Annotated in this window: 10 protein-coding genes; 6 read left to right on the top strand and 4 right to left on the bottom strand. The window is 37.9% G+C overall.

What is annotated here, in order from left to right:
• The first annotated feature begins 24 nt into the window (after nt 1–24).
• Nucleotides 25–1539, top strand: coding sequence for a GH3 auxin-responsive promoter family protein (locus B5X53_RS10875; RefSeq protein WP_079713264.1), 1515 nt, complete (start codon nt 25–27; stop codon nt 1537–1539).
• Between the two features lie 131 nt (nt 1540–1670).
• Here the strand turns inward: B5X53_RS10875 and B5X53_RS10870 are convergent, their stop codons facing one another.
• Nucleotides 1671–3509: a T9SS type B sorting domain-containing protein gene (locus tag B5X53_RS10870; RefSeq protein WP_079713263.1), complete on the bottom strand. Its 1839-nt coding sequence runs from the start codon at nt 3507–3509 to the stop codon at nt 1671–1673.
• 131 nt (nt 3510–3640) lie between these two features.
• On the opposite strand from B5X53_RS10870, the gene folE reads away from it, so the two are divergent.
• From folE to B5X53_RS10845, 5 genes are read left to right on the top strand one after another with little or no spacing between them, the layout of a single operon-like run.
• Nucleotides 3641–4318, top strand: coding sequence for a GTP cyclohydrolase I FolE (gene folE, locus B5X53_RS10865; RefSeq protein ID WP_079713262.1), 678 nt, complete (start codon nt 3641–3643; stop codon nt 4316–4318).
• A gap of 36 nt (nt 4319–4354) precedes the next feature.
• Nucleotides 4355–5839 (top strand): cysteine--tRNA ligase, encoded by a 1485-nt coding sequence (gene cysS / locus B5X53_RS10860; protein WP_079713261.1) that lies wholly within the window; start codon nt 4355–4357, stop codon nt 5837–5839.
• 22 nt (nt 5840–5861) lie between these two features.
• On the top strand, nt 5862–6107 hold the full coding sequence (gene yidD / locus B5X53_RS10855; RefSeq protein ID WP_070053280.1) for a membrane protein insertion efficiency factor YidD: 246 nt from the start codon (nt 5862–5864) through the stop codon (nt 6105–6107).
• Nucleotides 6108–6157: 50 nt separating this feature from the next.
• Nucleotides 6158–6979: a prolipoprotein diacylglyceryl transferase gene (gene lgt / locus B5X53_RS10850; RefSeq protein ID WP_079713260.1), complete on the top strand. Its 822-nt coding sequence runs from the start codon at nt 6158–6160 to the stop codon at nt 6977–6979.
• On the top strand, nt 6976–7470 hold the full coding sequence (locus B5X53_RS10845; RefSeq protein WP_079713259.1) for a DUF192 domain-containing protein: 495 nt from the start codon (nt 6976–6978) through the stop codon (nt 7468–7470). The genes lgt and B5X53_RS10845 overlap by 4 nt, the downstream gene beginning before the upstream one ends.
• 1160 nt (nt 7471–8630) lie before the next feature.
• Here the strand turns inward: B5X53_RS10845 and secDF are convergent.
• The 3 genes from secDF to B5X53_RS10820 form a co-directional block, all read right to left on the bottom strand.
• Nucleotides 8631–11639 (bottom strand): protein translocase subunit SecDF, encoded by a 3009-nt coding sequence (gene secDF, locus B5X53_RS10830; RefSeq protein WP_079713256.1) that lies wholly within the window; start codon nt 11637–11639, stop codon nt 8631–8633.
• 164 nt (nt 11640–11803) lie between these two features.
• Nucleotides 11804–12730: a malate dehydrogenase gene (gene mdh / locus B5X53_RS10825; RefSeq protein ID WP_079713255.1), complete on the bottom strand. Its 927-nt coding sequence runs from the start codon at nt 12728–12730 to the stop codon at nt 11804–11806.
• Between the two features lie 91 nt (nt 12731–12821).
• The gene (locus B5X53_RS10820) at nt 12822–13814 is read right to left on the bottom strand and encodes a DUF6588 family protein (RefSeq protein WP_159447903.1); all 993 of its coding nucleotides are present in this window, start codon (nt 13812–13814) and stop codon (nt 12822–12824) included.
• Between the last annotated feature and the right edge of the window lie 165 nt (nt 13815–13979).

The following is a 13979-nucleotide window of genomic DNA, read 5'->3' as shown; positions in this document are numbered from 1 at the left end:
TCAGCGATAAAGATATAAAGAATAATGCCAATTCCATTAGTAAACTCCATTGCTTCGTGGTTCCTCAAGAAGCGAATTCATCAAATGGAGTTGTTTATAAAATACCCTCATGAAGTTCAGCATGAACTACTCAGGCACCTGCTTTCCAAAGCAAAAAACACTGAAATGGGCAGGAAATATGGCTTTTCAGAAATTAAAACCCATAGTGAATTCGCCCGTAGGGTTCCCATTCAGCAATATGAAGATTACCAGGCTTGTATAGAACGCAGCCGGCAGGGAGAAGCCAATATTTTTTGGCCCACGCCTATAAAATGGTTTGCCAAATCAAGTGGCACCACCAGTGCAAAGAGTAAGTTTATTCCGGTTAGCGAAGACTCCCTGGAACATTGTCATTACAACGCGGGGAAAGACCTGCTCTGTATGTATTTAAACAACAATCCGCAATCACAGTTATTCACGGGGAAAAGCCTAAGATTAGGCGGCAGTAAAGAAATTTACAAAAATAACGGCACAGCTTACGGCGATTTATCTGCCATTCTAATTGCCAATATGCCTTTTTGGGCAGAATTTAGTAGCACGCCCAGCAACGAAGTTTCGCTGATGAACGATTGGGAAGTGAAAATGCAGGCAATTGTAAACGAAACTATTAAAGAAAACGTCACCAGTCTTGCCGGTGTACCCAGTTGGATGCTGGTTTTGTTAAATAATATTTTAGAAAAAACCGGCAACGAAAACCTGTTTGAGGTTTGGCCGCATTTAGAAGTCTATTTTCACGGTGGAGTGAGTTTTGACCCGTACGCCCCTCAATATCAGAAGATTTTACCAAAAGAAGATTTTAGGTTTTACGAGATCTATAATGCTTCAGAAGGATTTTTTGCCTGCCAGGACCAGAACGATTCCAAGGAGCTTTTACTAATGTTGGATTACGGGGTTTACTACGAGTTTATTCCTATGGATATCTACGGAAGTGCAGCCGAAAAAGCAATTCCCCTGTCTGAAGTTGAAACCGGTAAAAATTATGCCGTGGTAATTACTACCAACGCCGGTTTATGGCGCTATAAAATAGGTGACACCGTTAAGTTTACTTCTATAAGCCCATACCGAATAAAAGTTACGGGAAGAACCAAGCACCATATTAATGTTTTTGGGGAAGAATTAATTATTGAAAATGCTGAAGCAGCCTTAAAAAAGACTTCTTTGGTGACCAATTGCGAAATTGTAGATTATACCGCTGCACCTATTTTTATGGAAGGAAAAGAAAAAGGCGCCCACGAGTGGATTATTGAATTTAAAAATCCGCCCAGGGATTTTGAGAAATTTAAAAATGAACTTGATTTGGCCCTGCAACAGGTAAATAGCGACTATGAAGCCAAACGTTATAATAATATGACGCTGAATATGCCTAAAATTCACCAGGCACGCGAAAAATTATTCTACGATTGGTTAAAGAAAAATGATAAACTGGGTGGACAGCATAAAATCCCGAGACTTTCTAATTCCAGGAGTTATGTTGAGGAATTGTTGGGGATGAATCAGTAGAATCACTTTTTATTAGTAAAATTTTATTTTCATAAAGCTGAACCTGGTTCAGCTTCTAAGCTCCCAAATAATCAACATCTTAGAACCTAAACCAAGTTCAGGATGACTTTAGAAAACTTTCAAACAGCCATTTATCTTTTCAAAGTGAAATTAGCGCCATAATGGTCGTTGGTACCGTCTTGCATTTCAAATTCAACTCTAAACCAATAATCGTCTGCGGGTAAAGTTCTGCCATTGTAGGCACCGTCCCAGCCTTCACCGCCGGGAGTTAATTCTTTAATCAGTTTCCCATAGCGATCAAAAACATACAGTTTTGTTATCTGAATTTCAGTAGTATTTTCAATATTCCAGGTATCGTTATAACCGTCAGAATTCGGAGTAAAAAAACGCGGATAACCAACCAGGTAAAATTGCTCAGAAGTTGTAATTCCGCAGCCATTAATTTCACGTGCACTAATGGTATGATTTCCCGGATCTAAATTCCTAAAGACTGGGCTTTCCTGCCACCCACCATTATCGGCTCGATATTCATAGGTGGTTTCATCTCCTACTCCAGCAATTGCTTCTGCGCTAATTATATAACCGCCTGTAAAATCACTGCCTTCAATTTCCACTTCAACACTTTCAGGACGGGAATAGATCAATAAGATAGTGTTAAATTCTATAGTACAGCCAGATCTGTTATCGGTCACAATAAGGCTTACGTTATTAAAATCTGGGGTTTCAGTAAAATTCAATACGGCTTCGCTACCAATTGTATTTCCTTCAGCTATCCATTCGTAATCATAATCGGCTCCTAAATCTTCGCCAATCCCCTGTTGAGCAAGTACAGTTCCGTCTAAATCTACACAAACAACGCTTTCCCCGGGTAAGAAATTTTCGGGCACGAAAGTGAGGTCTACATTAAAACGAACTTCATTTGAAAGACAGCCACTTTCCACCCCTTGTACCTGCGCAAGAATTTCCCTTGCTTCTTCCATCGGGAATGCGGTGGGATTAGAAATAGGATTTTCATCTTCAAGATCCTGGGTAGATTCATAAAAATTTACCCTATAATCTTCTTCGGAAGTATTTCCGGTAAGAATTTCAGCTGAAGCATCGCTTAAATCTATAGTAGTTTGATTGGGATCACAGATGTAAAGATCTTCCGGAACAGTCGCTACGGGTGCATTGTAAAATGTTATTTCAATTTCATCTTCATCCGCCTGGGCGGTAATATTTTCGTAAACTATTACCTTGTAACGACCAGAATCATTGACCGTTAAAGTGGGATTTTCTTCATTGGCAATTATATCAAAATCGTTTGTATTTTCATCAAATCTATACCATTCGTAGCGCTCTACCCCATCTGTAGTAGCGTCTAAAGTTGTTTCTTCTTCCCCGCATAAAAACCTGTCTGGTCCCAGCACTTCGTCTAAAATCCCACAATCTGTAGAACCGGAATTAGCCTGATCTGAATTTGTCTGGCGTAAACTTATAAACCCGGGCAACTCTTCATAATTTGTAATTAAAACCACATAAACCTGGCCTGCTTCCGCATTTGGGATATACATTTGTTCTACGGTATCGGGCTCGTAGCTACAGTCAACAATATTTAATTCGCTTAATGAATCGTTTGTACAATAATCTTCGGTACGGTCAAAAGGCCCCCAAACAATAAAATCTACATCGTATTGAGAACCGCCACCATCTTCATTTTGAAATTGGGAAATATCAAACCGAAGATTTCCGGTTTCTTCTACCTGTAAATAAAACCAGGCAGGATAAGGCTGCGACAACAAGCAACCATAATCTGGTCCCGGCTCTCCGTTAACAATATTGCTATTGTTTGCATTAGAATTAGGAAACACAAGCTCCTCGTCCCCGGCGCAAAAAGGATCTAAACTCTCACAAGAACTACCCTGGCCAAAAACGCTAAAACTCCCGTAAAGAAGAAAAATACAAAAAAGAAGTAGGATTTCTTGTTTCATAATAAGCACTAGAAGTTACAAAATAACAAATATCTAATTAAACCCCGGCTTTTATGATTACATAAAAACCTATTAAATATGTATCTTTGCAAGCCAAACAATCGGTTTACGACTATTATTGTAAAAACGGTATGAAAATAGACAAAATTTTGAATGAAATTGATGAGCAGGGAGATGCCCACGTGGGCAGTAGTGCACAAACCCCTATTCGTGAAGATGCTTTTGAATTGAGCGATATTGAAAAAGTAGCGCTCATCAATAAAGATGTAAAACATATTATGGAAACTTTAGGCCTTGATCTTACTGATGACAGCCTTAAAGGAACTCCGCAGCGGGTGGCGAAAATGTTTGTAAATGAAATTTTTGCAGGATTAAATCCTGACAAAAAACCCATTGCATCTACTTTTGAAAACAAGTATAAATATGGTGAAATGCTGGTAGAAAAGAACATTACCGTTTATTCTACCTGTGAGCACCATTTACTCCCTATAGTTGGGAAAGCCCACGTGGCCTATATTTCTAAAGGTCGCGTTATCGGACTTTCAAAAATGAACCGTATTGTAGATTATTTCGCGAAAAGACCACAGGTGCAGGAGCGCATGACGATGCAAATTGTTCAGGAATTACAAAAAGCACTGGGCACTCCCGATGTTGCTTGTGTAGTTGACGCTAAACACCTTTGCGTGAACAGCCGTGGAATTAGAGATATAGACAGTAGCACCGTAACCAGTGAATTTGGCGGAGCTTTCAAGGAACAATCTGTAAAAAGGGAATTTCTTGACTATATAAAACTGGATACTTCTTTCTAAAACTTTTATTTTTTAATAATCAACAACAAACTATCTATGGCGCTTTACCAGGAACAACGCTTAAAAATGTACAATTCTATGAGCGGGGAAAAGGAAATCTTTGAACCCATAAATGAAGGAAATGTTGGAATGTATGTTTGTGGCCCCACTGTTTATAGTAATGTTCATTTAGGTAATTGCCGGACTTTTATTTCTTTCGATTTAATTTTTAGATACCTGAAACACCTGGGATACAAAGTTAGATACGTTAGAAATATCACCGATGCCGGTCATTTGGAAAATGATGCTGACAGCGGGGAAGATAGAATTGCTAAAAAAGCGCGTTTAGAACAAATTGAACCTATGGAGGTAGTGCAACGCTACACCATAGATTTTCATAATATTCTGCAGAAATTCAACAATTTACCGCCAAGTATAGAGCCTACGGCTACCGGTCATATTGTTGAGCAAATTGAAATAGTGAAAACCATCCTTGAAAAAGGTTTCGCTTACGAGGTAAATGGTTCAGTTTATTTTGATGTGAAGAAATTCAATGAAACCAATCATTACGGTAAATTAAGCGGTAGGGATATTGACAATATGATTGCCAATACCCGTGAACTTGCAGCGCAAAGCGATAAAAAGAATCCGCAGGATTTTGCGCTTTGGAAAAAAGCCGAACCACAGCATATTATGCGTTGGCCATCACCCTGGAGTGACGGTTTTCCCGGCTGGCATTTAGAGTGTACTGTAATGAGCACCAAATACCTGGGAGAAGAATTTGATATTCACGGCGGCGGAATGGACTTAAAATTCCCTCACCACGAATGTGAAATTGCACAAGGAGAAGCAGCTACGGGGAAAAATCCGGTTAATTACTGGTTGCACGCTAATATGCTTACTTTAAATGGAAAGAAAATGGCTAAAAGCACCGGGAATAATATCCTTCCGGAAGAAATTTTCTCCGGAAACAATGACATTTTAGATAAGCCGTTTTCGCCAAATGTAACAAGGTTTTTTATGCTTCAAGCGAATTACCGAAGCATTCTGGATTTTTCAGATGAAGCTTTAAAAGCAAGCGAAAAAGGATTTAACCGATTAATGGATGCTTTCCACGCCATAGATGAACTTCCGGTTTCAGAAAAATCCAGCGTAGATGTTAAAGCCTGGAAACAGTCTTGCTATGATGCGATGAATGATGATTTTAACAGCCCAATCTTAATTGCAAAACTTTTTGATGCGGTTAAAATGATTAACAACATCAAGGAAGAAGCTGCTAAAATCACTGCTGAAGATAAAGATGAATTGCAAAAAACAATGTCGGCTTTTATGTTTGATGTATTGGGACTTTTAGATAAGGTTTCAGAAAATAATGATACTTCAGATAAGCTTTCTTCAACTATAGAATTGCTTATAAAACTTCGTGCTGAAGCTAGGAACAATAAAGATTTTGCTTTAAGTGATCAAATTAGGGATCAATTACAGGAAATGGGTATTCAGCTTAAAGACGGGAAAGAAGGCACTACCTTCTCAATTAAATAACTATAAAACAGGATAAACGAAGATGCTTAAAAAATGGCTGGCATATCCGTTTATCCTGTTGGTGAAATTTTATCGAAACTTTATTTCTCCCTTAACCCCTGCAACTTGCAGGTATACGCCAACCTGTTCACAATACAGTTTAACCGCTTTGCAACGCTTTGGAGTTTTTAAAGGCGGTTGGTTAAGTTTAAAACGTATTTTTAGCTGCAATCCCTGGGGAGGAAAAGGCTATGACCCGGTTCCCGAAAAAACAGAAACCAAAATATAGGGCAACTACTTGCAAATATGTATCTTTACCCTACTAATCAATTTTAATTTATGCTTTTTAACGCGATCACCTGGAGCCCTTCAGAAGGTTTAGACTTAGGTTTTTTCACCCTTCACTATTACAGTTTAATGTTTTTGATAGCCTTCGGACTTGGCTGGTATATCATGAAAAGCATTTTTGTAAAAGAAAAAATCGCGATAGAGAAACTGGATTCGCTTTTTATTTACACGGTTTTAGCCACATTGATCGGTGCGAGATTAGGTCACGTTATTTTTTATGATTGGGATTATTTTCAAAATCATTTACTGGAAATATTCTTACCGGTTCGTTTTGAACCAGAATTTGAATTTACCGGCTTTAGAGGGTTAGCCAGTCACGGTGCCGCTATTGGGATTATTATCGCAATGTACCTTTACCGTAAACGCGTTTTAGACAAACCCGTCCTTTGGGTTTTAGACCGAATTGTAATTCCCGTAGCAAGTGGGGCGATCTTTGTAAGAATAGGAAATTTTATGAATTCTGAAATTATAGGAAAACCCACCAACTCAGATTATGGAGTGATTTTCGCAAATTTGGGGGAAACATTTCCACGACACCCTGCACAATTATATGAATCTTTCTGTTATTTATTAATCTTTGTCCTGTTATGGTATTTATACTGGAAAACCGAAAAACGCCATAAAGTAGGCTATCTTTTCGGCTTGTTCCTGGTTTTACTTTGGACAGTAAGATTCTTTGTAGAATTTGTAAAAGAACCACAGGTAGAAGAGCGAACCACATGGTTATTAAACACAGGGCAATGGCTTAGTATTCCGTTTATAATAGCCGGATTGTACTTTATGTATCGTCCTACCAAACCCAGAACCGTATGATACGTAAATCCATAATTTTATCGGCTCTTGTAGCGGTCTCATTCTTATCTTCCTGTAAAGACGATAATACTACCGAAGCACCCATTGAAACCGAAGAAATAACTTTCACTAAGGAAGGGGAAGCAACTTTGCTGAAACCTAACGGAGATACGATAAAGCAAATTGACATTGAAATTGCCGATAATACCTACGAAAGGGAAACGGGTTTAATGTATCGTGAAAGTATGGAAGACGAACAGGGAATGCTTTTTATTTATGAAAATGAAGCGCCCAGGGCTTTTTATATGAAAAACACTTATATAGCCTTAGATATTATTTATTTTGCTTCAGATAGTACCGCAGTGAGTTTTCAAAAAAATGCCCAACCCCAGGACGAAACTTCTCTACCCTCTGAAGAACCTGCTCAATTTGTCCTTGAATTAAACGCAGGCCTTGCCAACGACTGGAATATTGAAGTTGGGGATAAAATAGATTTCCAGCGGATAGATTAGGGCTTGAATTTACATACATCCTTGCAAATAGCCATTGCTGGATAGTGTTTATTCTACAAACTCTCGGTCCAATTCCTCAAGTGAATTATTTAAATACGTTAACTGATTATCTAAGCTCGCCATATAAACTCTTGCTGGAATATTATTTTCTATTAGACCACGTTTATCCCTCCGTAAGTTTTAAAAGAATGTGGTCGGTAAGTTCTAAAACATCATCAAAATAAATATGTGAATCAGTATTTTATCTTTTTTTCAATTCGAATTTAAGAGATTCGGTTTTATCAGTGACATCTTTAACCCCTATCGAGGCAAGAATGATAATTATTGATTATTCCCCTATTTATAAGCTGCATTGATCCGTCTGTACCTTTAATTATGTTTGCTAGCTTCATTTGTTTGAATTTACTTTTAATATCTTTTATTTTGGTTGAAATATGTTCCGCAATGAAATCCAATATTGCGTGAGTGAAGGTCGGTTGTTTATCAATAAAATCTTTCAAATTCACCTTGACTGATTTAAATTTAGGATTGTAACCTGCATAAGTAAATTGGTATTTTGAATTTCCTCCTTTATTTAAATAATAAAATTCCTTTCCAAAATTTCTGTCGGCGGGATGTCTGCAATATCATCTCTAACTATTCTAATTTGATTGTCCAGTTCAAATAATTCAAATAGTTGATTGACCTTTTTAATTTTGTTGTCAGTCAAAGTTCTGCAAAGATGGAATAGACCATCTTGCTGACAATAAATCGCTTGAAGAACTCCCTAAATATAAAGGCTTGTCCTTTGGGTAATATTTTCGTCTGGGATGCTTATACACTCGTCAATTGCTTCTTGACAATCTTCAATAACATCGAGAAAAGTGAAAGTTCTCTCGTAATCATTCCCCTGATTCAAAAAACTATTTTTAAAAATTTTAATGTGAATCTTTCTATTTAATTCAATGCATTTTCGTTGAATAGTCACAGTTTCTTCAAAATGCTCTAATACTTGTTGTACCACCCAAATATTCAAGTTTAACCCAAAAACAAGCAGTATACGCTGATGTTTCCAAAATAAAACCATTAGGACCTGGGCTTTCTAAAACCTGATATCAACTAAAATAAAAAAGCGCTCCAATTTGGAGCGCTTTTTACTTTATATACTTCCTGAAGAATTCTTAAACAGTAGTTGCTTCAGAATCTTCTTCAATTTTCTTTTTTTCTTCAAGCTTAGATCTATCGGTTACACTGTCAAACATAACAGGAGTTGCGATAAATAAAGAGGAATAAGTACCTACAATTACACCAATAATCAAGGCAAACATAAAGCCTCTAATGCTTTCACCTCCAAAGATGAAGATGGCAAGTAATACAATTAAGGTGGTAAGCGAGGTATTCAACGTACGGCTAATAGTACTATCTAAAGCGCTATTTACCGTTCTGCCTAATGGCCAGCTGGTATGCTCGTTCACAAATTCCCTAATCCTATCAAACACTACCACGGTATCGTTCAAGGAGTAACCAATTACGGTAAGAATTGCGGCGATAAAGGCCTGGTTAATTTCCATACTAAATGGCATCACTTTATAAAGTAGTGAGAAAATACCAAGGACTATAATAACATCATGCGCTACTGCGGCAACGGCACCAATACTAAACTGCCATTTTCTAAATCGCAGTAAGATGTAAAGGAAAATAACCACGAGCGATCCTAAAATTGCCCAGAAAGAGTCATTCTTAATATCATCGGCAATGGTTGGGCCTACTTTCATAGACTGCATAATCCCGATTTCTTTTTCGGCACCGCCAGTAGTAAACTCATCGAAAGTAAGATCGGCAGGAAGATAAGATTGTAAAGCATCAAACATAGATTGTTGAATCTCGTTATCTACTGCTGTACTTTCTTCATCAACTTTATATTTTGTAGTGATCTTCAACTGGTTGTTTGGCCCGAAAGTTTTTGCTTCGGCACTTCCAAATTCAGCGATAAGATCCTGTTCAACATCGGTAGGATTCACATCCTGATCAAAACGAACGGTATAGGTTCTACCTCCAAGAAAATCAACTCCCTGGTTTAGTCCCTGTACTAATAAAGAACCAACACTAAGAATAATTAAAATCCCGGAAATCACATAAGCTACCTTACGTTTTCCAAGCCAATCTACTTTTACGTTTCTAAAAAGATTCTTGGTTGCACCTGTAGAGAACTCAAGAGATTTTCCATTTTTCCCATAACCATCAATAAATAACCTGGTGATGAAAATTGCGGTAAATAACGAAGTTGCGATACCTATTAATAAGGTAGTGGCAAAACCTTTAATTGGACCTGTACCTAAGATCAATAAGATAAAACCAGTTAAACCGGTAGTAATATTCGCATCTAAAATTGAAGAAAGTGCGTTGTTGAAACCATCTTTAATCGCATCTTTCTGCATTTTTCCTTTGGCAAGTTCTTCACGAATCCTTTCAAAAATAAGTACGTTTGCATCTACCGAGATACCAATGGTTAATACAATACCGGCAATACCAGGTAAAGTTAACACAGCACCTAAACCGGCAAGAATTCCGAAGATAAATAAGATGTTTACTGCAAGGGCAACATCGGCAAAAAGACCGGCCTTACCATAGTAAAAAATCATCCATATCAATACGAAAATAAGGGCGATCCCGAAAGACCAGATCCCGCTGTCTATAGCTTCCTGACCTAAACTTGGTCCTACAATTTCACTCTGAATAATATCTGCAGAAGCCGGAAGTTTACCAGCTCTAAGCACGTTGGCCAAATCCTGACCTTCAGTAATGCTAAAGTCTCCACTAATTTCACTTCTTCCACCTGAAATAGGCCCGGTTGAAACACCCGGAGCAGAATAAACAGTATTATCTAAAACAATCGCAATATTGCTCTGTTGAGTAGAAGCCTCTCCGGTCATTTCTTCCCACATCTTAGCTCCTCTTCCGTCCATTTGCATAGACACAGCAACACGGCCCATTTGGTCGTAAGTTTGTTGCGCATCTGTAATTACATCACCACTAAGAGGTGGCTCCATATTACGGTTACCTTTTAATGCATAAAGACCAACTACACCTTCTTCGTCTTCCGGGATTCCCCAGGCAAATTTAGCGTAACGTTGATCTGCAGGAAGAACAGATCTTACCTGAGACATTTCAAGGTAATTATTAACTTTAGCAGTATCCTGAACAGAAAAATATGCAATTACAGGACCTCCCTGGAAGCCCGGACTTTGCACTAATTCAAATAAAGGATTATTGCCTGTAGCTACTTCTGTAGTATCATCTTCGCTTTCAGCAAGAAGTTCATCTATATCGCTATCGCTTTCTGTTGCTGTAGTATCAGTTTGAGTTTCGGCTTCTACTTCATCTTCATTTACAACATCCTTAAGAACGTTATTAGCCTGAGATAAAAAGTTACCTAATTCTGTGTTTTTGTAAACGTGCCAGAATTCAAGCTGCGCTGTACTTTGCAGTAAACCTTGTACACGATTAATATCTTTTGCACCCGGTAATTCAACAAGAATTCTTCCTGAATTTCCTAAGCGCTGAATATTTGGTTGGGTCACCCCAAACTTATCAATACGCTTTCTCAATACTTCAAAAGCTGAAGTAATAGATTCATCAACCTTTCTTCTAATAACGGTTTCAACGTCGTCATTAGACATATCAAAATTGATCTCGTCACTTAAGGTTTTATTAGCAAAGATATCTGGAGATGCAAGTCTGGCATCGGGGATATCATTAAAAGCTTCAAAGAAAAGATCAATATAATCATCCTGGCTATCTGTTGCAGCTTCATCAGCTTCAGCAATGGCCTGGTTAAAAGCAGGATCATCGGTATTATTAGCTAATCCGGCAAGAATATCTTTAACCGAAATTTGAAGGATTACGTTAATCCCTCCTTTAAGGTCAAGCCCTTTATTTAGCTCTTTGTCTTTCGCGTCAGTATAAGTGATACCGGCAATTACCTCGTTATTCGCTACCGAATCAAGATACCTTTCTTCTTCAGCATCTCTCAACGCCGAGTAATCTTCTACATTTTCGCTAATTCTTTGCCTGGCAAAATCTTCAGCTTCACTTTCTACATTATTGGTAATAAAAGTAAAAGACAACTGATATATACATACCAGCCCAAATAAAATTGCAAAAACCTTAATCAGTCCTTTGTTCTGCATTATTCCTTAAGTTATAATTAATTAGGTCGATTTTAAAAACGGACAAATATAGGGTTTCATAAATGAAATCCCAACAATTTTTTTTTGAATAATTTAACTTTTAAACATAAAAAAGACCGCAGAATTTGCGGCCTTTTTTGATAAATTTTAAGATTTGAAGCTGCTTAAAGTTCTAACAATGCATTAGTCTTCTTCACACCTTCAGCACTTTCCTTAATTTTATTAGCCTCTGCATCATTTAATTCTATTTCAACGATTTTTTCAAGTCCGTCTTTTCCAAGAATTGCAGGCACACCTATACAAATATCACTTAGTCCATATTCTCCATCCAGCATAGCTGAACATGGGAACATCTTTTTCTGATCACAGGCAATTGCCTGAACTAAAGCCGAAACTGCAGCTCCCGGCGCATACCAGGCACTGGTACCTAATAATTTGGTAAGGGTTGCCCCACCAACTTTAGTATCTTCTGAAACCTGGTTTAAGCGATCTTCAGATAAAAATGCTGAAACAGGAACCGAATTTCTTGTTGCCAATCTTGTTAAAGGCACCATCCCGGTATCACTGTGGCCTCCAATTACCATCCCATCAACATCAGATGGTGGGCATTCTAAAGCTTCGCTTAGTCTATATTTAAAACGGGCGCTATCTAAAGCTCCACCCATCCCAATAATCTTATTTTTTGGAAGTCCGGTAGTTTTATGTACAAGGTAAGTCATAGTATCCATAGGATTACTTACCACAATTAAGGTTACGTTTGGAGAATGTTTAATAAGGTTTGAAGAAACTTCTTTTACAATCCCAGCGTTTATTCCTATTAATTCCTCACGCGTCATTCCCGGTTTACGCGGAATTCCACTGGTAATTACTGCCACATCACTGCCTGCAGTTTTAGAATAATCGTTTGTAGTTCCTGTAATTTTAGTATCAAAACCGTTTAACGTTGCGGTTTGCATTAAATCCATTGCTTTACCTTCGGCTACTCCTTCTTTAATATCGAGTAAAACCACTTCTGAAGCAAAATCTTTAATAGCAACATATTCTGCACAACTGGCGCCCACGGCACCTGCTCCTACTATAGTAACTTTCATCTTATATTATATTTAAATCGATTAATATTTGATCTCAAAAATACGAATATTGATATAGTATTACTATAAGATATGGTTAAAACTATGGGGGTTATATTCTAAAATGCAAGCCGGCATTAAGATGGAAAAACTTACCTGCGGTTGCCATGGTACTAATTTTAAAACGGTCGAAATAAAAATTGAAACCTAAATCGGCTTTAAATTGCGCCTGACTTTGATCTAGACCACCAAGAGCGCTATTAATTTGTCCCAATACAGGTCCACTGCCTCCCATGGCGTAATGAAAATTAGAATTAGTGGCTCCTAAAGCTCCAAAAACTTCAAAACTATCGCCGTACAATTTAGATCCCATAACTGATGCCATCCATAAATTAGCATTGACATCTATAAGATTAAGATTAGCCACATTTGGAATATCAATTGCAGGGAATTCGTATTCTACATTAAATTTATTATAAGCAATAATAGCTGCAGCCTGAAAATCCTCTTCCTGATTAAAGCGGAAGTATTGCGAGAAATTATGTTTTATAGCCGCACCATAGGTAGTAAAAGCCACTCCATCCACGGTTAACTGTGGGAGAAACCTTGCAGCGAATTCAGTTTCATGAGGTAAACCGACACTTGCCTGAACAAATGGGTATGCCACCATACTTTTATTCACCCCTTCCAATGCTTGAAATTCAAAGGATTGTCCCAAAACATTTCCTTCAAAATAAACATCGGTTTCCCCACCAAACGCGGTAGGAATAACTGCATTACTTTCATCCCCACGAAGACTCAATATTGCAGACCCATCCTCATGTACATTTTGAAGTTCATTATTGGAAATAGTAAAAGTTTGTCGGTTAGAAGGCACAAATAAAGCGTTTCCATGAAAAGAAACTTCGACCTTCCACGGTTTTATCGCCGTAGCAGAAGTAAACCAGCCGGCTCCGGCTTGATAAGATGCACCTTCGGCCGCAGGAGTAGCAAATTCGTCTGCTATAAATAGCATTTCATTAACGAACCGATTTACATCTTCCTGGGCAAAGGAATTAACGGAAAACAATAAAAATAGAATGAGGTATTTAGCTTTAAATTTCAAAATAAGTAGGTGTTAAGTTATGGGGTAAAAATAGCAAAAAAAGTATTCGAATAATAATGTTAGTATAATGATCGGGTAGAAAGGTAAGGATTATTTCCCTACCTGTCCTCCCACACCACCCAGCATACGGTTCCGTACTGGGCGGTTCCCTAATTTACGTTCTAA

It is taken from the genome of Salegentibacter salinarum (assembly GCF_900168115.1).
GTDB lineage: Bacteria > Bacteroidota > Bacteroidia > Flavobacteriales > Flavobacteriaceae > Salegentibacter > Salegentibacter salinarum.
This window is presented reverse-complemented; position numbering and strand designations above follow the sequence as displayed.

What these genes read in the sequence shown, in the direction of transcription:
- B5X53_RS10870 (WP_079713263.1), bottom strand. Translation starts at nt 3,509, where the DNA reads ATGAAACAAGAAATCCTACTTCTTTTTTGTATTTTTCTTCTTTACGGG.
- cysS (WP_079713261.1), top strand. Translation starts at nt 4,355, where the DNA reads ATGGCGCTTTACCAGGAACAACGCTTAAAAATGTACAATTCTATGAGC.
- lgt (WP_079713260.1), top strand. Translation starts at nt 6,158, where the DNA reads ATGCTTTTTAACGCGATCACCTGGAGCCCTTCAGAAGGTTTAGACTTA.
- B5X53_RS10875 (WP_079713264.1), top strand. Translation starts at nt 25, where the DNA reads ATGCCAATTCCATTAGTAAACTCCATTGCTTCGTGGTTCCTCAAGAAG.
- yidD (WP_070053280.1), top strand. Translation starts at nt 5,862, where the DNA reads ATGCTTAAAAAATGGCTGGCATATCCGTTTATCCTGTTGGTGAAATTT.
- secDF (WP_079713256.1), bottom strand. Translation starts at nt 11,639, where the DNA reads ATGCAGAACAAAGGACTGATTAAGGTTTTTGCAATTTTATTTGGGCTG.
- mdh (WP_079713255.1), bottom strand. Translation starts at nt 12,730, where the DNA reads ATGAAAGTTACTATAGTAGGAGCAGGTGCCGTGGGCGCCAGTTGTGCA.
- folE (WP_079713262.1), top strand. Translation starts at nt 3,641, where the DNA reads ATGAAAATAGACAAAATTTTGAATGAAATTGATGAGCAGGGAGATGCC.
- B5X53_RS10845 (WP_079713259.1), top strand. Translation starts at nt 6,976, where the DNA reads ATGATACGTAAATCCATAATTTTATCGGCTCTTGTAGCGGTCTCATTC.